This is a genomic window from Arenibacterium halophilum (assembly GCF_005938225.1).
Classification (GTDB): Bacteria; Pseudomonadota; Alphaproteobacteria; order Rhodobacterales; family Rhodobacteraceae; genus Arenibacterium; species Arenibacterium halophilum.
In genome coordinates this window covers 718,140-738,400 of record NZ_VCPC01000003.1, presented here as the reverse complement: position 1 = coordinate 738,400, position 20,261 = coordinate 718,140, and the positions used below count along the sequence as shown (strand labels likewise).

Here is a 20,261-nt window from a genome sequence, read left to right as displayed (position 1 = left end):
CAGGCGGTGCGATGAGGTAGGCGGAAAGGGTTAAATCAGGCTAAGACCACCGTGACGGTCGTGGCCGGATCAGACCGCGGCGCCGGGATCCGGCACGTAATTCACCGCGTTGATTTTCCAGCCGTTTTCCGTTTCGATCATCTGGTAATCCAGCAAGTGGAACGCGCCTTGGGCGTCGCGGATCTGCACCCGCTGCCACAGCGCACCATCGACCTCGCGCAGGTCAAGGAACTGCACGCCAGCGGGGCGGTGAACCATCGGATAGCCATTTCGCACCATGGCGCCAAAGGTTTCGGACGTGCCGAAAATGGACCGGATTGTCGGACTTGCGAACGTGAACGCGCGATCGAAATCGTCCGCGCTGAACGCCTGAAACTGGTTGTCGATGACGCTTTGAATAGCACCGTCAGGCGCATCACCTTGTGCGGCGGCCGGCCCCACAAGGCCAAGTGACAGGATCGTGGCAATAAACAAATCACGCATTGCGTACCCCCTATATGACAGGGATACGCCGCGCGTGTGCTTGCGGATCACATTTTCCTTGGGGCAGGCGCCTAAGCCAGCTCGCCCGCCAGCGCCTTGTCGATCAGAGCGATGGTTTCCTGCACGCCGTACAGCGCGATGAAGCCGCCGAACCGGGGGCCCTGGCTTGCGCCCAGAAGCACCTCGTAGAGCGCGGTGAACCAGGCGCGCAGCGGGTCGAACCGGTCGCGCCCCACCGAATAGACCACCGATTGCAGCGCCTCGTCGTCCAGCGGGCCGTTATAGGTGGACAGCTCGGCGCGCAGCGCTTCCAGCGCCTCGCGTTCCTGCTCGGTCGGGGCGCGGAACTGGCGCGTGGGTTTCACGAAGTCGTTGAAATAGCGCACGGCAAATCCGGCCGCCTGGTCCAGATCGGGGTGGGTTTCGGCCGAGGCCTCGGGCGCGTAGCGGTTGATGAAGCCCCAGAGCTGCGCCTTGTCCTGCGCACCCGACACCGAGGCGAGGTTCAGCAGCATCCCGAAGGGCACCACCAGCGTGCTTTCGGGCACGTTGCCGCCGTGGATGTGCCACACCGGGTTGTTCAGCTGGGCCTTTACGTCCTGCGTAGGATAGGCGCGCAGCTGCTGGTGATATTCATCGACCGCCTTGGGGATCACATCGAAATGCATCCGCTTGGCCGTCTTGGGCTTTTGATACATGAAATACGACAGGGATTCCGTGCTGGCATAGGTCAGCCATTCGTCGATGCTGACGCCGTTGCCCGAGGATTTCGAGATTTTCTGGCCGTTTTCATCGAGGAACAGTTCATAGGTGAAATGCTCCGGCGCGGGCACGCCCAGCGCGCGGCAGATGCCATCGTAGATCGGCGTGTTGGTCGAGTGATCCTTGCCGTACATCTCGAAATCGACGCCCAGCGCGGCCCAGCGGGCGCCGAAATCGGGCTTCCATTGCAGTTTCACGTTACCGCCGGTCACCGGCAGTATCCATTCGCGCCCGTCTTCGTCGTCAAAGGTGATCGTGCCCTCGGCGGCGTTCACCTCTTTCATCGGCACATACAGAACGCGCCCGGTTTCCGGGTGGATTGGCAGGAAGATCGAATAGGTCTGCTGGCGTTCCTCGCGCAGCGACTTCAGCATGATCTTCATGATGTCGTCATACCGCTCGGCGGCGCGGCGCAGGATCGTGTCGAACTGGCCCGAGCGGTAGAAGTCGGTCGCGCTGATGAATTCATACTCGAACCCGAAGGTATCCAGGAACCGGCGCAGCATGGCGTTGTTGTGGTCGCCAAAGCTGTCGTGGGTGCCAAACGGATCGGGCACCGAGGTCAGCGGCTTTTGCAGGTGCTCGCGCAGCATGTCCTGGTTCGGGACATTGCCGGGCACCTTGCGCATCCCGTCCAGATCGTCCGAGAAACAGATCAGCCGCGTCGGGATGTCGGAAATTTCCTCGAACGCGCGCTTGATCATCGTGGTGCGCGCAACTTCGCCGAAGGTGCCGATATGGGGCAGACCGGACGGGCCATAGCCGGTTTCGAACAGCACATAGCCCTTTTCGGGCGGCGCCTTTTCATAGCGTTTCAGCACCCGGCGCGCTTCTTCGAAAGGCCAGGCTTTGGACGCAAGCGCCGCTTCGCGGGTGTCAGACATGTCGAACTCCGGTACTGATCCGCCGGGCATCGCGCGCGGCGTGACGCCGCTACCTATTGTGCCGGTGCAGCAAGGTCAATATTCAGGCATCATCCGGCTATCGCGACGAAAGGACAGACCCGTGCAAGACGATGACACCCACAGCCTGAGCTATCAGGATTGCCTTGTCGCGCTGATGGTGGCGGTATCGGCCTCTGACGAAACCATCCGCACCTCCGAGCTGGTCGAAATCCAATCTTCGGTCAACCTGCTGCCGGTCTTTGCCAAGTATGACATCGACCGCATGAACCATGTTTCGCAGATGGTGTTCGACCTGTTCGAGCAGGAAGACGGGCTGGATGCGCTGTTTGGTCTGATCCGCGACAACCTTCCGGAAGAGCTGTTTGAAACGGCCTATGCGCTGGCCTGCGATGTAGCGGCATCCGATGGGGTCCTGACCGATCAGGAGCTGCGGATGCTCGAGGAAATCCGGTACGAGCTGCGGATTGACCGGCTGATCGGCGCCGCCATCGAGCGCGGCGCGCGGGCACGGCACTATCTGTATCGGCCCTAACTGCCGTACAGCGCCCCCCAGCGGTCAATCAGCATCTGTTGCAGCCGCTTGGCGCGCCCGTTCCATGCGCGCCCGCCATCGGGGCGCACCCGCTCGGCCCGCGACAGACGCCCTCGCGCAGCGGTGTCGGCGGAAAAGATCGCGAATGCCAGTTCCGCCCCGTTCGGCGCCGTCATGAAACCGCCAAGACCTGAAACGAAATTAAGCGTTCCCGTCTTGGCATCTACCTTCACCGGATGGTTCGTCAGCACCCGGCCGCGGTCGTCGCGCATGGCGATGGGCTTCAGCAGCGGGCGCAGCACGCCCCGGCGATGCACCTCGACCAGCGCGGCGACCAGATCGTCGGGCGTCATGCGCGAGGCATCACCAAGCCCCGAGTGATCGACCAGCGCGGTGTTCTTCATGTCGAACCGATGCGCGGCCCAACGGCTCATCTCGCGCGCAGAGGCGCGCAGCGACTGCGGCGGCTTGCCTTCGCGCCGGGCGCTGGCGGTCATGCCCACCATCTCGGCCACAAGGTTGTTGGAATATTTCAGCATGTCCTGAAGAACCGTCCACAGCCGGTCGCTGCTGTGTTCGGCCACAACAATTGCCCCCGCAGGCGGGCGCGACTCGGTGCGCGCCGGTTTCAGCACGATGCCATGGGCCCGCGCCAAAGTGCGGAACACGTCGCCCGCATAATCGCCCGGGCGCCGCACCGGCAGCCAGCGCGATCCGCCCTTGCCCAGCGCCGCGCTGGCAACTGTCCAATGGTCGCGCCCGTCTCGGTCGGCATAGGTGTAGACCGGGGCGGACCGTTGCACGACCGTCATGACCGAACTGGCGACCTCGGGGCGGTATCGCGCGGTCTCGGCGTCCATCTTCACCGCGTAGCCGCCCTGCGCACGCTTCCATTCGAACCGCACCCGGTTGAAATTCAGCGCGATGCCCGAAACGGCGGGGCTGTAGCCAACGACCTCGGGCTGGTCTTCGTCGATCGAGCGCACGTAGGGCAGTGCGCCATCGTACACGATGAACCGCCCGCGCACCTCGCGCAGGCCGGTGGATTTCAATCGCTGCGCCAAGACGGCCAGCGCATCGGTGTCCAGCGTCGGATCACCGCCGCCAGCCAGGATCAGATCGCCGTTGAGCACGCCGTTCGACATGGTCCCGTCGATCATCACGCGGGTGGTGAAGCGATAGTCGGCCCCCAGCGTTTCAAGCGCGTATAGCGCCGTTACGGTCTTGGCGACACTGGCAGGCGGTTGCGCCTTGTTGCCATTCATCGATTCCAGCCGCTGGCCCGTCGCCACATCGGCCACAGCCCAACAGCTTTCACCGGAAATGCCCGCCTTGCGCAGCACGGTTTCCGGCCCGGCGACCGCGCTGGCCCGCACGGCCCCGTTGCGCAGCACAGGCCGCAGCGACCGTTCCGGCGCAAGCGGCGTGCCCGCCACCGCCCCGGTGGCGATCATCGCGCCAAGGCCCGACAGAAGAGTGCGACGGTTCAACACTGGTTTCATGGCGCCAATTAACCCCAGCCCCGCCCGCCAAACAAGCGGGAACGAACAGCTTCCCCCGCCCTGTTGCCCATGATAGCACGCGGCCCATGCTCAAGCCGATAGTTATCATGTTCATTGCCATGTCGATGATCCCTGCCGGGGACCTGTCGGGCAAACTGATGACCGAAGGCATGGGCGTGCATCCATCGTTCGTGGCCCTGTCGCGGTTCGTTCTGGGGGCGCTGATCGTCGCACCGCTTGCCCCGCATGGCACATGGGCCTTGCTGGCCGACTGGCGCGTGTGGCTGCGGGCCTGTTCTATCGCCTTCGGCGTGCTTGCGATCCAGACCGCGCTGCGCACCGAAGCCTTGGCCGATGTCTTTGCGGCCTTCTTTGTCGGGCCGATCATCAGCTTTGCCCTGTCGGCGCTGTTTCTGCGCGAACCGGCCGGCTGGCTGCGCAGCCTGCTGATGCTGGCTGGCTTCTGCGGCGTTCTGCTGGTGGTGCGCCCGGGTGTAGGTGGCTCTCCGGGGCTGATCTGGGCCTTGGTGGCGGGCAGCTGCTATGGCACCTTCCTGACCACCTCGCGCTGGCTGTCGCATATCGGCTCGCCACTTCAGCTGACGGCAACGCAACTGGTGGCCAGCGCAGTTATCGTGGCACCATTTTCACTGCCGCACCTGCCTGCCTTCACCTGGCCCATCGCGGGGCTGTCGCTGTCCAGCGCGGCGTTTTCCATGGGGGGCAACCTGCTGCTGCTCTATGTCTACGCCCGCGCGGAATCGACGAAAATGGCGCCGCTCGTCTATTTCCAGCTGATCGCGGCCACCGGGCTCGGCTGGCTGGTGTTCAACGAGCTTCCCGATCTTTACACGATCACAGGGCTATTCGTGATTCTTGCCGCCGGTCTGACCTCGGCCAGCTTGCGACGCTGACCAGTCGCCCCGCGCCCGGATCGCCGACGAACTGATCGCGACCATTGGCACATTCACGAAACACCACGCCGGCGCCGTGGCTTGGGCCAGCAGATGGCTGGCGCGCCCCGGAATGCGGTATCGCGCATAGGCCCGCGCCGCTGGCGACATCCGGGCCGAGATACGATCGCCCGGGCGGGCCAGAACGCCCACGGGAACCGTATCCATGATATAGCGCCAGTCCTGCCAGCGGTGGAATTGCGCAAGGTTGTCGGCCCCCATCAGCCAGACGAACCGCACCCACGGATAGCGCTCGACCAGCGCCGCGATGGTTTCAGCGGTGATCCGCGTGCTCAGACGGGTTTCGATATTGGTGACCTGCACCCGCGGGTGCTGCATAATCGCACGTGATGCCCCCATGCGCTGGTCCAGCGGCGCAGGCCCGTGTGCCTTCAGCGGATTGCCGGGCGACACCAGCCACCAGACACGATCCAGACCGAACCGCGCCAGCGCCTGATGGGTGATATGCACATGCCCCCTATGCGGCGGATCAAAGGAACCACCCAGCAGGCCAATGCTCTGCCCTGCCCGTGCAAAGGGAAAATTGTCGCTCATTCCACCCCGGTTCCCGGCCTTGGCCGCAATCGTTGACCTTGTTCTGACCGGGCGGGCTGGATTGTCAATGGCAGCGCGCGTATTCTGGCCCTAACCCTTTGCCCAAAGCGACGATATTCCATGTCTGATACCCTTGCCGACCCGACTGCCCACCAGACCTGCAATGCGCTGGTGGAGGAAATGCGCGCCCTTGCCGGTGAGAATGCCGATGCGGTCGAGGCCATGGTGCGTGATACATTCGCGCTGTATTTCACCGCCAGCCAGCGCAAGCGCGAAGAGCCGGGTATAGCCTCGGTCAAGATCGCCAAGATGGTCGCAAAACAGGCGCGCAAGCAGTTTGGCCTGACCAAACCCGAACCGGCCCCCGCACCAGAACCTGAACCCGCAGCCGAAGCCGATGCCCCCGCAGCCGGGCAGGTCTTGGGGAAAACCGCCGGGGTGGACAGGAAAATCCTGAACGTGTTGGCCGAGGTTTCGGCACACTATGGCACGCCGATCACCGTGATGTCGGGCCAGCGCAGCAAGCGCAATCAGGTCGCGGCGCTTTATGCCAACTGGTACAGCCACCTGCGCAACGGCAAGGATAACCGCTTTCTGGCTGGCAATGAAAAGCTGCGCGTTCAACTGGACGAGTTGAAACGCGACAAGAACAAGGCCAGGTTCACCGACCTGCTGACCAAGAAGGCCGACTGGGCACAGCTCAGCCGCCATATCGACGGCAACGAGGTCGATCTGGCCGCCAATACCGACCCGAATATCATTGCTGCCATTGCGCTGTGCCTGAACCACGAAGCCGGGCGAAACTCGGAAGGGGCGCGCTGCCACCACTTTGACAATTCCCGCGTGGTCTGGCCGATCCTGGAAAGCGTGCGCGCGCGCTGGAAACGCTAGGGCGCGAATTGCAATTCGGAGCGACACACACTAGACAGCCGCCAAACTTTCCCTGACAGCACGGAACGCAAAATGGCTGCCTATCAATACGTCTATCACATGTCCGGGGTGTCAAAAGCCTACCCGGGCGGCAAGAAATGCTTTGAAAACATCAACCTGAACTTCCTGCCCGGCGTGAAGATCGGCGTGGTCGGCGTGAACGGCGCCGGTAAGTCGACGCTGATGAAGATCATGGCCGGCATGGACAAGGATTTCACCGGCGAGGCCTGGTCGGCCGAAGGCGCGCGCGTTGGCTATCTGCCGCAGGAACCGCAGCTGGATGAAAACCTGAGTGTGCGCGACAACGTGATGCTGGGCGTGAAGGCGAAAAAGGACATCCTTGATCGTTATAACGAACTGGCGATGAACTATTCCGACGAAACCGCCGACGAAATGGCCGCCTTGCAAGACCGTATTGATGCGGAAAACCTGTGGGATCTGGACAGCCAGGTGGATGTCTCGCTCGAGGCGCTGCGCTGCCCGCCGGACGAAGCCAATGTCGCGACGCTTTCGGGCGGGGAACGCCGCCGCGTGGCACTGTGCAAGCTGCTGCTGGAAGCGCCCGATATGCTGCTGCTTGACGAACCGACCAACCACCTGGACGCGGAAACCATCGCCTGGCTGCAACAGCACCTGATCGAGTACAAGGGCACGATCCTGATCGTGACCCACGACCGCTATTTCCTGGACAGCATTACCGGCTGGATCCTCGAGTTGGATCGCGGGCGCGGCATCCCCTACGAGGGCAACTACTCTGCCTGGGTCGAACAGAAGGCCAAGCGGCTGGAGCAGGAAGCCCGCGAGGACAAATCCAAGCAGAAGACGCTGGAGCGCGAACTTCAGTGGATGCGGCAGGGCGCCAAGGCGCGTCAGGCGAAATCCAAGGCGCGGATCCAAGCCTATGAAAAGCTGGCAGACCAGTCGATGCGCGAAAAGATCGGCAAAGCCCAGATCATCATTCCGCCCGGGCAGCGCCTAGGCGGCAAGGTGATCGAGGTCGAAAACCTGGGCAAGGCGATGGGCGACAAGCTGTTGATCGAGAACCTGTCCTTCTCGGTTCCGCCGGGCGCCATCGTCGGCGTGATCGGCCCAAACGGGGCCGGCAAATCCACGCTTTTCAAGATGATCACCGGGTTGGAAAAGCCCGATAGCGGCACGATCGAGATCGGCAACACGGTCGATCTGTCCTATGTCGATCAGTCGCGCGACGATCTGAACCCCGGCGACAACGTCTGGGAAGCGATCAGCGGCGGTGCCGAGATCATCGAACTGGGCGATGCCCAGATCAACTCGCGCGCCTATTGCGGGGCCTTCAACTTCAAGGGCAGCGACCAGCAGAAAAAGGTCAGCCTGCTGTCGGGCGGGGAACGCAACCGGGTGCACATGGCGCGGCTGCTGAAATCGGGCGGCAACGTGCTGCTGCTTGACGAACCGACCAACGACCTTGACGTGGAAACGCTGCGCGCGCTGGAAGACGCGCTGTCGGATTTCGCGGGCTGCGCGGTGGTGATTTCGCACGACCGCTTCTTCCTTGACCGGATCTGCACGCATATCCTGGCCTTCGAGGGCGAGGCGCATGTGGAATGGTTCGAAGGCAACTTCGAAGACTACGAGGAAGACAAGAAGCGCCGCCTTGGCGCTGATGCGCTGGAACCCAAGCGCCTGAAGCACAAGAAGTTTTCGCGCTAGTCCTTATGCCCCCGCCCATGACCTGATGGGCGGGGGCTTTCGTTTGGCAAGCCAGACCGGATTCAAGATGCGACTCGGGGCAAAATTTGCTATGGTTCCTGTACGAAGCCAGTCCGCAGCGCCTCATCCCCGGAATCACCCTGTCGACGCGCGCACGAGGATGCTTCAGCCACTGCCACGGGCATATTTCGCGCGTGGCAGTTGGCATGTGCAGGCCTTGATATTCTCCCCTTGTTGTAGCTGAACCGCAATAGATCGCGCTGACGCGCGATGCCTCCGGCGGGGATATTTTTAGCCCAAAGAAGCAGAGTTTTCAGGGCTTCTTCTGCGACAGGACATAGGCCACCAGCGCGTTGGCATGGCCATGTCCCAGCCCGTGTTCGGATTTGAGCAAGGCGACCCTTTCCATGTGTTTCATACCCTCCTGTTCCTCGATCAGGGCAAGCCAATGGTCGATCGGTTTTCCGTAGGTTTTTTCGATCGAGGGAAAGTAGGAGGCCGGCCCTTTCACCGGCTTCTTGTCGCTGGATGTCATGACCACTTCCTTCAGGACAGAGATTGCGCGTAAGTTTCAAGCTGGGTTGCCACTGTGCCCCAGCCGTCGAAGAACCCCATGTCCTTGTGCCGTTTGCAGGCCTCGGCCGAGCGGTGGCGTGCCGTGGCGGTGTACGTGGTGCCCCCCTGCCCGTCGTCGGCGAAATCCAAAATAGCCGTCATGAAGGGATCGGCGGCAGGCACCCAGCCTTCGGTATAGCCATCGGTAAAGACCAGCCGTTCCATCGGGATCACGTCAAGCCAGATGCCCTTGTTATCGTAGAGCGTGCCATCGACGTTCATCACCGTGTTGAACCGCCCGCCCACTCGCAGGTCGATATCGCAGGATTCGATGCTGTGCGGTTTGGGAACAAAAAAATGTTTGATGTGGTCAGGCGTTGTCCAACATTTCCACAGAACCGTGCGCGGAGCGGCAAGGGTGCGGGTAAAGGTCAGGTCCGTCTCGGGATTCAAGTTCATGTGTTACGGTCTTTCGTAAGGTTGAGAACATAGTTGTCGAATTGGTCGAGCCTGGCTTTCCAAAGGTCGCGCTGTTGGTCGAGCCATGACAGGGCAGGCAGAAACGCATCTTCCGCCAATGCGCACTGGCGGGTTCGGCCCTGCTTGGTGGTCACGATCAGCCCGGCCTGCTCCAGCTTTTTCAGGTGTGCCATGAACGACGGCAGCGCCATATCATGCGGCGCGGCCAATTCGCTGACCGTGGCGCTGCCCCGCGCCAGCCGTTGCAGGATCGCCCGCCGCGTGCTGTCGCCCAGCGCGGAAAAGCAGGTATCAAGTTGCGACTCATACTTAGCCATATTGCTAAGTATTAAGTTAATCGGCTCGCCGTCAATCTTTGGCGATTGCCTGGATTGACTTTCGGCAGACCGCCGCCGAACCGACGGAAAGATCGCGCAGAGCCGGGAACCAGAGATAACAGCGTCGCGGGTACACCCGGCGTCAGAACAGGAAGTTGTCCAGGGTAACCTCGGTATCGTTCGTGAAGGTCAGATGATACAGCCGTTCATCGACGACGACCCGGACGATGCCGTTCTGTTCAAACTGAGAGCTGAATTCCACGCTGTCAGCCGTCAGCCCCGTCGCGGTGAAATCCAATGTCTCGGTGGCGGCGTCGAAATCGTGGAACACATATGTTGGAACCGACCAAGCGATCGGCCTGAAGACAAACGTATCAACCCCTGTGCCGCCGTGAATCTCGTCGCCGCCAATCCCGGCCAGGACAATCCGGTCGCGGCCTGCCCCGCCGTGGATGTCGCTTTGCCCATGCGACACGATTTTGTCGCCGTGGCGACCACCTTCCATGATGGCCTGCGCGGTCCCACGGTTTATCAATGTGTCGCGGCCCGCGTTGCCCTGCAGATGGTCGATGCCCTGCTCGGCGAACAGAACATCCCGCCCTGCCCCGCCGCGCAAATAATCGTTCCCGTCGCCGCCTCGGAGGATATCGTCGCCAGCGCCACCAGACAGGGTATCACTCCCCTCGCCTCCCCTCAGCACGTCATCGCCCGCGCCGCCGAACAGACGGTCGGCGCCATCGCGCCCGATCAGCGTGTCATCGCCGCGCCCGCCTTTCAGGATATCGATCTTTTCGGATCCGGCCAGCCGGTCGGCCGTTCGCGTGCCAAAGTGTTCATCGGCATTCAGGTAACGGCTGGCGCCAAAACTGCCATCGCTACGTACCTCGGATTCGATCAGCAAAGTACCATAAGCCGTCACCGGGTCATTCTCGATATAGTATCCACCCAGGGTATCGAACGACCCGGTTCCATCGTCCCACACGGCCGACCCGTCGTGCAGCAGCACCTTGGCGGAGCCGGTCAGCAACTGGTTGCCCACTTCGACCTGGCCGAAGACCACCGTAAAATCAGAAATATCGGTGAGGTGACCCGGAACCATGGCCTCTGGCACGTCGCCATAGACGATCATCTGCCCGAAATACGGCGCCCCTGTCGGCACGCCCGTGATTGGCCAACCAAGGTCCAGCCAGACCGTATCAGACCAAACAGCAAAAGTTGTCATCTGAAAATCTCCGATAAAATGTGCCAAAATCGTATTGGCGCAAAACGATCCGCGCAACGGATCTTTCCGAGATGGTCTTACCCGCCCTATGCACAGCAAAAGGGCGCCCCTGAAGGCGCCCTGTCAAAAGCCGATTGGCCCGTGTTGCCTAGCGGCGCATCCGCGCAGCCATCGAGGCAAACAGCGTTTCCTCGTCCGACAGTTTCGCCTTTGGCAGTTTTTCCTGCTTGGTCAGGAAGGCGTTCAGCGCGTTGCTGGCGGCCATGCCCGACCACAGCCGGTTGCCCGAGACCTCTTGACCCGACAGATCAGGGGCGCGGTCCATGCCGGCTGGCGCGGCATCCCATGCGCCCGACATCTTCGATTCGATCTCGCGGCACAGGCCCTTGATGTCGATCCGCTGACGGCCGTGCTGGACGTAGACGAACATGCCCCGCCCGGCATAGGCGATCTGCGCCGTCGACAGATTGACGCTGTCGACGATCGCGGCCGAAACCTGTTCAAGGTGCTTGCGGAACTGCGGAGGCGTAAGTTGGCTGAACAGCTCGCGCGCGCCTTCGATCTGAATCGCGAACATGCTGAGCGCATAGCAGCCGCTGGTGCTGCGCAGCAGGCCATTCTCGATCGCCAGGAAATCGCTTACCCCGTAGACATTGTTCAGGGTCACGCGATCTTCGAACCCGATGCGGGTCAGCTTGGTGAGCTCTTCCATCGTGTGACGGCTCAACGCTTCGCGGTGCAGGCTGTCGCTCAGCATCGAAGCCAGATTGACACGCGTGCCCAGCTCAAGCGCATCGAACGGCTTGGTCACATAGTCGGTAGCGCCTGCGGCGAACGCGGTCTGCATAAGGTTCGGTTGGCGGCTGGCCGTGATCATGATTACCGGCGTCGCCCGATACTCTGACCGTTCGCGAATGCGCCGACATAGCTCGACCCCATCGATCCCCGGCAGCAGGATATCAAGAAGGAAGGTGTCAAAAGGCTTGCGGGCGCTGTCTATCAGCTCCAGAGCTTCTTCCGAAGAGCCGGCACACGTCAGATCGTCGTACCCCTGAACCGACAGGGCGTCCTTCAACAGATCGTGAATGATCGGATCGTCGTCTACGGCGAGTATTTTCATCAGTGTCTCCATACCACGGCGAAACCGCACTCGCCGTAGGGTTGTTCAAGTCCATCCTAATACTTTGTTAACCTTTATCGGGGCGGCAGTTGGACTCGAATGTGTCCGGAATGGGCCACTGTCCACGAACGGCGACAAATTCTTGCAAAAACTGCAAACCGTTGAGTGAATCAACCCAAGATTGTGTGCGGGCGTCAAGGGTGTGCGCCCAGCAATTGCCTGCAAATGGGCAGACTCACATTGGAAACAGAATCACTCCATCGGCCCGGATGCCCGCCCAAAGCGCCCGTCCCCTCTTGACCCGGAACAATACAGCCACGATCCTTGTTTCATTGATAACGAAACCTATTGACGAGTTCCCGATGCTGACACGACGCCACTTCCTCGCCACGACTGCCGCAGCCACAGCTTTGCCGGCGGTCCTTCAGGCCCAGGCTGCCGGTGAGTTCGACCCGACTCCTCAGTATGTGCGCATCAAAAAAGACTTTCTGCCCGGACAACTGCTGATCCTGCCGCGGTCGTACTATCTTTATTACGTGACCGAGCCGCGCAAGGCGCTGCGCTATGGGGTCGGCGTTGGCAAGGCCGGGCTGGAATTCACCGGAACGGCTGTCATCCAGGTCAAAAAGGAATGGCCCACCTGGCGCCCGACCAACGAAATGATCGAACGCGATCCCCGCGCCTACGCGCGGTTTATCGACAACGATTACATCATGCCCGGAGGCCCCACCAACCCGCTGGGCGCCCGTGCGCTTTACCTGTTCCAAAATGGTGTCGATACCTATTTCCGGATCCACGGAACGACCCAGCCGGAAACAATTGGCCACTCGGCCTCGAATGGCTGCATCCGAATGCTGAACGATCACGTGATCGACCTGTACAGCCGCGTCCCCATCGGGACTGTCGTCACCGTCCTGTAGGTCGGTTGTGTCGCCGGTACCCAGTTCATGATCCGATCGCGCCTTACCATCGGCCTGAACATGCCGTCACACTCGGTTTACCAAATCTTCCTTGCAACGAAGGCGTGAATCGCTCCATATCTCACCCGCGACGTTATGCAATCGACCCCACTGCTCCTTTTTCGGCTCAGTTTTCGATCTATGACTTTGCCACCCTGCCACATGTCGTGGGCAGGATCACTGAAGGAGACAGACGATGGCCAAGGGCACCGTCAAATGGTTCAACGCCACCAAAGGGTTCGGCTTTATCGCACCCGAAGGCGCAAGCAAGGATGTGTTCGTGCACATCTCCGCCGTGGAACGCGCCGGTCTGACCGGTCTGAAGGACAACCAGAAGGTGACCTTCGACATCGAGCCGGGCCGTGACGGCCGTGAAGCCGCGGTCAACATCGCGCTCGCCGACTAAACGTCGCGCCAAAGAATACGATGCGGCCGCCGCCTGGAAACAGGGAGGCGGCCGCATTGCGTTCAGAGGGTCACTCCCATTGATCGCGTTTGCGCGCGATGCCTCCGGCGGGAATATTTGAGACCTTAAAGAAGCAGCGACACCTGTACATTCTTTGGGGTACAAATATCCCGGGGGAGTCCCGAAGGGACGGGGGCAGAGCCCCCCGCGCACTCTCCTCGCCTGGCCCGGGTGCCGATCGCGAACCTAGTCGCCACCAGCCTTTTCCACCAGTTCCAATGCAACCGGCCCGATTGTGTCCACGATGCGCGCGACACCTTCGGCACTGGGATGGATACCATCTTCCTGCAAAAAAGCGCGCGCGGCGGATGGGTCGGTGCCCCCGTCAGTCAGGGCGGACAGAAAGTTTGGAACGAACAAAACACCGTACGCTTCGGCCAGTTCGCTGTAATTTGCCTCGAACGCGGCCTTGTAGTCCGCGCCGAAATTAGCAGGTGCCGGCATTCCGATCAGCAGAACCTCTACCCCGGCGTCCTCGGCACCGCTCAGAATTTTTTCAAGGCTCGTGCGGGTGACGGATGGGTCAATGCCTCGCAAAAGATCGTTTCCGCCAAGCGTGACGATCAGTGCATCCACCTCGGGGGTCAGCGTCCAGTCCAGCCGCGCGGCGCCCCCGACCGAGGTATCGCCCGAAACGCCGGCATTCACCAACACGACATCCGCCCCGTTGTCGCGCAGCCAGCGTTCCAGTTGCGGCACGAACCCATCTGCCTGTGGCAGCCCGTAGCCCTGCGTCAGACTGTCGCCCAATGCGGCCACCGTCACCGGCTCGGCCGTCGCCATCTGGGCCGACAAGATAAAAACAATGCCCGGCAATATCTTGCGCATCACGCCTCGCGCTCCATATGAGGGGTGCACCCACCCGATGAAAGTGACCGATGACACAGCCGATCCTGTCCCTTCAAGATGCGGCTTTGTCGCTGAAAGGCAATGCCGGGCAGGTCGATATCCTGCACGGCATCACGCTAGACGTACATTCCGGCGATACGCTGGCACTGATCGGGCCATCCGGGTCGGGCAAATCCTCGCTTCTGATGCTGATGGGCGGGCTGGAGCAGGCCACCGGCGGGCGCGTCACCGCGCTGGGCCGCGATCTGACCGCGATGGGCGAAGACGATCTGGCCCGCTTTCGCCGCGATCACATGGGCGTGGTATTTCAGTCCTTTCACCTGATCCCGACGATGACCGCGTTGGAGAACGTCGCCACGCCTTTGGAACTGGCTGGCGCACGAGACGCCTATGCGCGCGCCCGGGCCGAACTTGTCGCCGTAGGCCTTGGCCACAGGGCCGATCACTACCCGGCGCAGATGTCGGGTGGCGAGCAACAGCGCGTGGCGCTGGCGCGCGCCTCGGCCCCGCGCCCCGATATCCTGCTGGCGGATGAACCCACCGGCAATCTGGACGAAGCGAATGGCGCCGCGATCATGGACATGCTGTTCGACCTGCGCGACCGGCACGGCGCCACGCTGGTGCTGGTGACTCATTCGGCCGAGCTGGCCGCGCGCTGTTCCCGCGTGATCCGCCTGCGCGACGGGCAAATCGCCGCCCCCGCGCATCAGGATGCCGCGGAATGAGCACAGCGAACGCCTTGCGTCTGGCCCGTCGCGAACTTAGGGGCGGGCTGCGCGGGTTCCGTATCTTCCTTGCCTGCCTCGCGCTTGGTGTGGCAGCGATTGCCGCCGTGGGCAGCATCCGCGCCAGTATCGAGGCCGGGTTGGTGCGCGAAGGTGCGGCGTTGCTTGGCGGCGACGCCGAAATGGAATTCACCTATCGTTTTGCCGATCAGGCGGAACGCGACTGGATGCAGGCCAACGCGCTGCGGGTGTCGGAGATCGTCGATTTTCGGTCGATGGCGGTGGTCAACCGCGATGGCACGACCGAACGCGGGCTGACGCAGGTCAAGGCCGTCGATACGGCTTATCCGCTGGTCGGCACCATGGCGCTGACCCCCGACATGCCTCTGGACACAGCCTTGGCGGGTACCGGCGACACCCCCGGCGCGGTGATGGAACAGGTCCTGGCCGACCGGCTGGGCCTGTCCCCCGGCGATCGCTTTGCGCTTGGCACCCAGGACTTCACCCTGAGCGCGATCATCGTGCGAGAGCCCGACAACGCCTCGGCCGGGTTTGGCCTTGGGCCGCGCACATTGGTGGCGACACCGGCGCTGTCGCAGTCCGGTTTGTTGGGCCCGGGCAGCCTCTATTCCACGAAATACCGGCTTGATCTGCCCCCCGGCACCGACCTTGCCGCCCTGTCGGACAGCGCGCGCGAGATGTTCCGCGACAACGGGATGCGCTGGCGTGACAGTCGCAATGGCGCCCCCGGCGTCGCGCGCTTTGTCGAGCGGCTGGGCGCTTTCCTTGTGCTGGTCGGCCTGTCGGGGCTGGCCGTCGGGGGCGTGGGCGTCGCGGCTGCCGTACGCGCCTATCTTGGCAGCAAGACTGGCGTCATCGCCATCCTGCGCACGGTAGGGGCCGATCGCGCCACCATATTTCAAACCTATTTCTTCCAGATCGCCGCGCTGTCGGTGCTGGGCATTGCCATCGGGCTGATCCTTGGCGGCGGTGTGCCGCTTCTCCTGGCGCCGGTGATCGGGTCACAACTGCCGATCCCGGCGGTTTTTGCGATCTACCCCGCCCCGCTGGCCGAAGCCGCAATCTACGGTCTGCTCACCGCCTTTGTCTTTACCCTCTGGCCTCTGGCCCGAACGGAAGAAGTGCGCGCTGCCACCCTGTTCCGCGATGCGCTGTCGTCGGCCCGGGCGCTGCCGCCACTGCGCTACCTTGTGGCCGTGGGCCTTGGGCTGGCGCTGCTGGTGGGTCTTGCAATGTGGTTCAGCGGCACGGTCTGGCTGACGCTGTGGACAACCGGAGGCCTGGCCGGGGCGTTGCTGCTGCTGGCAGGCGCCGCGCTCTTGGTGCGCCGCCTTGCGCGTGCGGGCACCCTGCCCGCCCGCGGCCGCCCCGCCCTGCGCTGGGCGCTGGCCGCCATTTCCGGCCCGCGCGAGGCCGCCGCCTCGGTCGTGCTGTCGCTGGGGCTGGGCCTGTCGGTGCTGGCCGCCGTTGGCCAGATCGACGGCAATTTGCGCAATGCCATCGCCGGAGAGTTGCCGGATGTCGCGCCCTCGTATTTCTTCGTCGACATCCAGAAGGACCAGATGCAGGGGTTTTCCGACCGGCTCGCCAATGACCCGGCGGTCAGCCGTGTCGACAGCGCCCCGATGCTGCGCGGGGTCATCACCCGCATCAACGGCCAGCCCGCCGAAGAAGTGGCCGGCGGCCATTGGGTCGTGCGTGGCGACAGGGGCATCACCTATGCCGATGCCATGCCCGCCCGCAGCCGCCTGACGGCGGGCAGCTGGTGGGGCGCAGGCTATGACGGCCCGCCGGAAATCAGCTTTGCCGCTGAGGAAGCCGCCGAGCTGGGCCTGTCGCTGGGCGACACGATCACCGTGAACATCCTTGGCCGCGACATCACCGCCGCCATCACCAGCTTCCGCGAAGTGGATTTTTCCAATGCGGGCATCGGCTTTGTCATCACGATGAACGCCGCCGCGCTGGAGGCTGCGCCGCACACCTATATCTCGACCGTCTACGCCGAGCCCGAGGCCGAGGCGGCGATCCTGCGCGATCTCGCCAGCGCCTACCCGAACATCACCGCGATCCGGGTGCGCGATGCCATCGACCGTGTGGCCGAGATGCTGGACGGTCTCGCCGCCGCCACATCCTGGGGCGCGGGGGCAACTTTGCTGACCGGGTTCCTGGTACTGATCGGCGCAGCCGCCGCTGGCGAAGGCGCGCGCACCTATGAGGCCGCGGTCCTGAAAACGCTGGGCGCGCCCCGCCAAAGGATATTGATCAGCTTTGCCCTGCGCGCCGCGCTGCTGGGCGTGGCGGCCGGAGCCGTGGCGATCCTTGCCGGCATTGCAGGCGGATGGGCCGTGGCAACCTTCATTTTCGATACCGCCTACCGCGTCATCTGGCCCTCGGCCATCGGGATTGTCGCGGGCGGGGTGCTGGCAACGCTTCTTGCCGGGCTGATGTTTGCATGGCGCCCGCTTGCCGCTCGTCCGGCGGGAATCCTGCGCGCGCGGGAATAGGAGCCGCAGTCAGGCGGGAATGCGCGCTGGCCCCGCAGCGTTGTTCGCCAGGTCAGCCAGGGTCAGACCATCCAGCGTGGACAGGAATGCCTCGGTCGCGACAAGAAGCGACTTTCGAAACAGACAGGTGGCGATATCCCGGCAGGGCACCGCCGAGTCCTCACGGCAATTTTCCGGCAGAACGGGCTTCGGCTCCAGCGCACGCACGACACCGCCGATGCAAATCTCTTCCGCAGGCCGGCCAAGGGAAAATCCGCCATTGCGTCCGCGCCGCGTGACGATCAGTTCAAGACGCGCCAGTTGCAGCACGATCTGGGCCAGATGGTTGAAAGACAGATCACAGGCTTCGGCCACTTCCGTCTTGGTGACAAGCCTGTCAGAGTGTGCCGAACAGTACATCAGAAGCCGAATGGCCATGTCGGTACGTTTGGTCAGGCGCATTGTATCTCTCCCGCAGGGTTGGCGGTGTATGACACAGGTTGCGAATCCGCTATTTGACCTGCATCAAATGGGCGAAAAAACTTACGGAGCTAATTTTGGCGCAGAAAGACCCCTACTTCTTCGGCTATGGCAGCCTGGTGAACCGCGCGACACATGACTTTCCGGGCGCCGAGAGAGCCCGCCTGCGCGGCTGGCGTCGCCACTGGCGCCACACCAGCAAAAGCAACATCGCCTTCCTGACGGTCGTGCCGGATGAAACCTGCGAAATCGAGGGGCTGATTGCCCGGGTTCCCAATGCCGACTGGGCCGCGCTGGATCTGCGAGAATATGCCTATGACCGGCTGCCCGCCAACGAAGCCGTCAGCCACCCGGTCGAAGGGTCTTTGGACATCGCCGTCTACGTTGTTCCTGAAGACCCGAGCCACGACCCCGCCCGGCTGTTCCCGGTCCTGCTCAGCTATATCGATGTGGTGGTGCAAGGCTTCCTTCGCGAATTCGGCGAAGCGGGCGCGCAGCGGTTCTTCGACACCACCTCAGGCTGGGCTACGCCGATCATCCATGACCGCGCGGCCCCCCGATACCCGCGCCACCAGCAACTGAGCACGGACGAAACCGCACTCGTGGATCATCATCTCGCGGCACTGAACGTCGGCTTCATCGAAGAATGACCAGACCTTAAAGGGGGGCTTTGCCCCCTCTTGGCCTACGGCCAATTCACCCCCAGGATATTTGTAGCCCAAAAAAACAGGGCACCCCAGTTTCACCTTCACGAAAATACTCCGGGGGAGTCCCGCAGGGACGGGGGCAGAGCCCCCTTCTTCCCTTATTGCCGCCTCCCGGCGGTGGGCGGCAGAGCCCCCTCGTTCTTTGATTGGCGTCTCCGGACTGCGCGTTCAGAGTTCCCTGCTCCTGTCAGCCGCGGGCGCGGATCACCTGCATCAGCGGCAGCAGAGCTGCCATTTCCGGACCACGCTCCTGACCTGTGACCGCCTTGCGCAGGGGCATGAACAACTGCTTGCCTTTGCGGCCCGTGGCGTCTTTCACGGCCGAGGTCCAAGTGCCCCAAGTCGTCGCGTCGAACGGCCCCGAAGGCAGCATCGCCATAGCCTGCGCGATGAAATCTGCGTCTTCCGGGGCGATCAGTGGATCGGCGCCGTCGCGGCACAGTGCCCACCACTGGCCAAGGTCACCCAGCGTGGTGATATTCTCGCGCGCCATCAGCCAGAACGGTTCGGCAATATCGTCGGGCACGCCCAAGGCGGCGACATGATCGCGCACCTCGGACAGCGGCAGCGTTTGCAGGTAGTGCGCGGTCAGCGGATAGAGGTCCGCCTCGTCGAACTTCGTGGGCGCCGCACCAAAGCGCGTCACGTCGAAGCCGTCGATCAGCCGCCCCATATCGGTTTGCAGCTCGACCGGATCCGCGGACCCCAGCCGCGCCATCAGGCTCAACAGCGCCATCGGTTCGACACCCTTGGCGCGCAGATCGCGTAGCGACAGCGTGCCCAGCCGTTTCGACAGGGATTCGCCCTGCGGTCCTGTTAGCAGCGAGTGATGCGCGAATTGCGGGTGGCCGTGGCCCAGCGCCTGCATGATCTGAATCTGCGTCGCCGTATTGGTCACGTGGTCCGAGCCGCGTACAACGTGTGTCACGCCCATCTCGGTGTCATCGACCACTGAAGCCAGCGTATACAGCACCTGACCGTCGCCCCGGATCAGCACCGGGTCACTGACGCTGGCCGCATCGATCGAGATGTCGCCAAGGATGCCATCAGCCCAGACGATCCGTTCCCGGTCCAGCTTGAAACGCCACACGCCCTGCCCGCGCTCGGCGCGCAGCTTGTCCTTTTCCGCCTCGGACAGTGCCAGCGCGGCCCGGTCGTAGACCGGGGGCTTGCCCATGTTCAGCTGCTTCTTCCGTTTGAGATCCAGTTCAACCGGCGTTTCAAACGCCTCGTAGAATCGGCCCGCCGCGCGCAGGGCGTCTGCCGCCTCTGCATAGCGGTCCAGCCGAAGCGATTGCCGCTCGATCCGGTCCCAATGCAGGCCAAGCCACGTCAGGTCTTCCTTGATGCCCTCGACATATTCCTCCTTCGAGCGCTCGGGATCGGTATCGTCGATACGCAGGATAAATTCGCCGCCCGATTTGCGGGCGATCAGGAAATTCATCAGCGCGGTGCGCAGGTTGCCGATGTGGATGTATCCGGTCGGGGACGGCGCGAAACGGGTGGTGGTCATCAGGGTTCTCCAGCTTGGGCGCGTGTTGTCACAGGAACCCCGGTTTGTCCAGT

General features: G+C 62.7%; 21 protein-coding genes. 9 read left to right on the top strand and 12 right to left on the bottom strand.

All coding sequences use genetic code 11. The features are described from left to right. Window positions 1-69: 69 nt before the first annotated feature. Window positions 70-483, bottom strand: a complete 414-nt coding sequence (locus FGK64_RS16770; RefSeq protein ID WP_138864967.1) for a DUF4864 domain-containing protein — start codon at window positions 481-483, stop codon at window positions 70-72. A gap of 71 nt (window positions 484-554) precedes the next feature. Then, entirely contained in the window at window positions 555-2,129 is a 1,575-nt protein-coding gene (locus FGK64_RS16765; protein ID WP_138864966.1) for a lysine--tRNA ligase, read from the bottom strand. Window positions 2,130-2,304: 175 nt separating this feature from the next. Here FGK64_RS16765 and FGK64_RS16760 point away from each other — a divergent pair, with 175 nt between their 5' ends. Continuing rightward, complete coding sequence (locus FGK64_RS16760) at window positions 2,305-2,682, top strand: tellurite resistance TerB family protein (RefSeq protein WP_246057803.1); 378 nt, start codon at window positions 2,305-2,307, stop codon at window positions 2,680-2,682. On the opposite strand, the gene dacB is transcribed toward FGK64_RS16760, so the two are convergent. Continuing rightward, the gene (dacB, locus tag FGK64_RS16755; protein ID WP_171054114.1) at window positions 2,679-4,184 is read right to left on the bottom strand and encodes a D-alanyl-D-alanine carboxypeptidase/D-alanyl-D-alanine endopeptidase; all 1,506 of its coding nucleotides are present in this window, start codon (window positions 4,182-4,184) and stop codon (window positions 2,679-2,681) included. The two genes, FGK64_RS16760 and dacB, sit on opposite strands and share 4 nt — an antisense overlap. An 86-nt stretch (window positions 4,185-4,270) precedes the next feature. Between dacB and FGK64_RS16750 the strand changes: the two genes are divergently transcribed. Further along, on the top strand, window positions 4,271-5,098 hold the full coding sequence (locus FGK64_RS16750) for a DMT family transporter (RefSeq protein WP_138864964.1): 828 nt from the start codon (window positions 4,271-4,273) through the stop codon (window positions 5,096-5,098). Here the strand turns inward: FGK64_RS16750 and FGK64_RS16745 are convergent. Continuing rightward, window positions 5,048-5,692 (bottom strand): nicotinate-nucleotide adenylyltransferase, encoded by a 645-nt coding sequence (locus FGK64_RS16745; RefSeq protein ID WP_138864963.1) that lies wholly within the window; start codon window positions 5,690-5,692, stop codon window positions 5,048-5,050. The two genes, FGK64_RS16750 and FGK64_RS16745, sit on opposite strands and share 51 nt — an antisense overlap. A gap of 120 nt (window positions 5,693-5,812) precedes the next feature. Between FGK64_RS16745 and FGK64_RS16740 the strand changes: the two genes are divergently transcribed. Together FGK64_RS16740 and ettA are read left to right on the top strand one after the other, a co-directional pair. Then, window positions 5,813-6,583: a hypothetical protein gene (locus FGK64_RS16740; RefSeq protein WP_138864962.1), complete on the top strand. Its 771-nt coding sequence runs from the start codon at window positions 5,813-5,815 to the stop codon at window positions 6,581-6,583. Between the two features lie 72 nt (window positions 6,584-6,655). After that, entirely contained in the window at window positions 6,656-8,311 is a 1,656-nt protein-coding gene (gene ettA / locus FGK64_RS16735) for an energy-dependent translational throttle protein EttA (RefSeq protein ID WP_138864961.1), read from the top strand. Between the two features lie 313 nt (window positions 8,312-8,624). On the opposite strand, the gene FGK64_RS16730 is transcribed toward ettA, so the two are convergent. From FGK64_RS16730 to FGK64_RS16710, 5 genes are all read right to left on the bottom strand, one after another. Continuing rightward, window positions 8,625-8,846 carry a DUF4287 domain-containing protein gene (locus FGK64_RS16730; protein ID WP_138864960.1) on the bottom strand — a complete coding sequence of 74 codons (222 nt, stop codon included), beginning with the start codon at window positions 8,844-8,846 and terminating at the stop codon, window positions 8,625-8,627. Between the two features lie 11 nt (window positions 8,847-8,857). Then, window positions 8,858-9,325: an SRPBCC family protein gene (locus FGK64_RS16725; RefSeq protein WP_138864959.1), complete on the bottom strand. Its 468-nt coding sequence runs from the start codon at window positions 9,323-9,325 to the stop codon at window positions 8,858-8,860. Beyond that, entirely contained in the window at window positions 9,322-9,663 is a 342-nt protein-coding gene (locus tag FGK64_RS16720; RefSeq protein WP_138864958.1) for an ArsR/SmtB family transcription factor, read from the bottom strand. The genes FGK64_RS16725 and FGK64_RS16720 overlap by 4 nt, the downstream gene beginning before the upstream one ends. A 142-nt stretch (window positions 9,664-9,805) precedes the next feature. Continuing rightward, the gene (locus FGK64_RS16715) at window positions 9,806-10,885 is read right to left on the bottom strand and encodes a calcium-binding protein (RefSeq protein WP_138864957.1); all 1,080 of its coding nucleotides are present in this window, start codon (window positions 10,883-10,885) and stop codon (window positions 9,806-9,808) included. A 148-nt stretch (window positions 10,886-11,033) separates the two neighbouring features. After that, window positions 11,034-12,005: a response regulator gene (locus FGK64_RS16710; RefSeq protein ID WP_171054113.1), complete on the bottom strand. Its 972-nt coding sequence runs from the start codon at window positions 12,003-12,005 to the stop codon at window positions 11,034-11,036. A gap of 362 nt (window positions 12,006-12,367) precedes the next feature. On the opposite strand from FGK64_RS16710, the gene FGK64_RS16705 reads away from it, so the two are divergent. Then, on the top strand, window positions 12,368-12,925 hold the full coding sequence (locus FGK64_RS16705) for a L,D-transpeptidase (RefSeq protein WP_138864955.1): 558 nt from the start codon (window positions 12,368-12,370) through the stop codon (window positions 12,923-12,925). A gap of 235 nt (window positions 12,926-13,160) precedes the next feature. Beyond that, window positions 13,161-13,370, top strand: coding sequence for a cold-shock protein (locus FGK64_RS16700; RefSeq protein WP_138864954.1), 210 nt, complete (start codon window positions 13,161-13,163; stop codon window positions 13,368-13,370). Window positions 13,371-13,616: 246 nt separating this feature from the next. On the opposite strand, the gene FGK64_RS16695 is transcribed toward FGK64_RS16700, so the two are convergent. Next, a complete protein-coding gene (locus tag FGK64_RS16695; protein ID WP_171054112.1) occupies window positions 13,617-14,258 on the bottom strand; it encodes an arylesterase in 642 nt (213 codons plus the stop codon). A 50-nt stretch (window positions 14,259-14,308) separates the two neighbouring features. On the opposite strand from FGK64_RS16695, the gene FGK64_RS16690 reads away from it, so the two are divergent. Both FGK64_RS16690 and FGK64_RS16685 read left to right on the top strand, forming a co-directional pair. After that, entirely contained in the window at window positions 14,309-15,004 is a 696-nt protein-coding gene (locus tag FGK64_RS16690; protein WP_138864952.1) for an ABC transporter ATP-binding protein, read from the top strand. Continuing rightward, complete coding sequence (locus tag FGK64_RS16685) at window positions 15,001-17,529, top strand: ABC transporter permease (protein WP_138864951.1); 2,529 nt, start codon at window positions 15,001-15,003, stop codon at window positions 17,527-17,529. Before FGK64_RS16690 ends, FGK64_RS16685 begins: the two co-directional genes overlap by 4 nt. A gap of 9 nt (window positions 17,530-17,538) precedes the next feature. On the opposite strand, the gene FGK64_RS16680 is transcribed toward FGK64_RS16685, so the two are convergent. Beyond that, window positions 17,539-17,970 (bottom strand): RrF2 family transcriptional regulator, encoded by a 432-nt coding sequence (locus FGK64_RS16680; RefSeq protein ID WP_138864950.1) that lies wholly within the window; start codon window positions 17,968-17,970, stop codon window positions 17,539-17,541. Window positions 17,971-18,065: 95 nt separating this feature from the next. Here FGK64_RS16680 and FGK64_RS16675 point away from each other — a divergent pair, with 95 nt between their 5' ends. Further along, on the top strand, window positions 18,066-18,638 hold the full coding sequence (locus tag FGK64_RS16675) for a gamma-glutamylcyclotransferase family protein (RefSeq protein ID WP_138864949.1): 573 nt from the start codon (window positions 18,066-18,068) through the stop codon (window positions 18,636-18,638). 244 nt (window positions 18,639-18,882) lie between these two features. On the opposite strand, the gene gltX is transcribed toward FGK64_RS16675, so the two are convergent. Next, complete coding sequence (gene gltX, locus FGK64_RS16670) at window positions 18,883-20,208, bottom strand: glutamate--tRNA ligase (protein ID WP_138864948.1); 1,326 nt, start codon at window positions 20,206-20,208, stop codon at window positions 18,883-18,885. Between the last annotated feature and the right edge of the window lie 53 nt (window positions 20,209-20,261).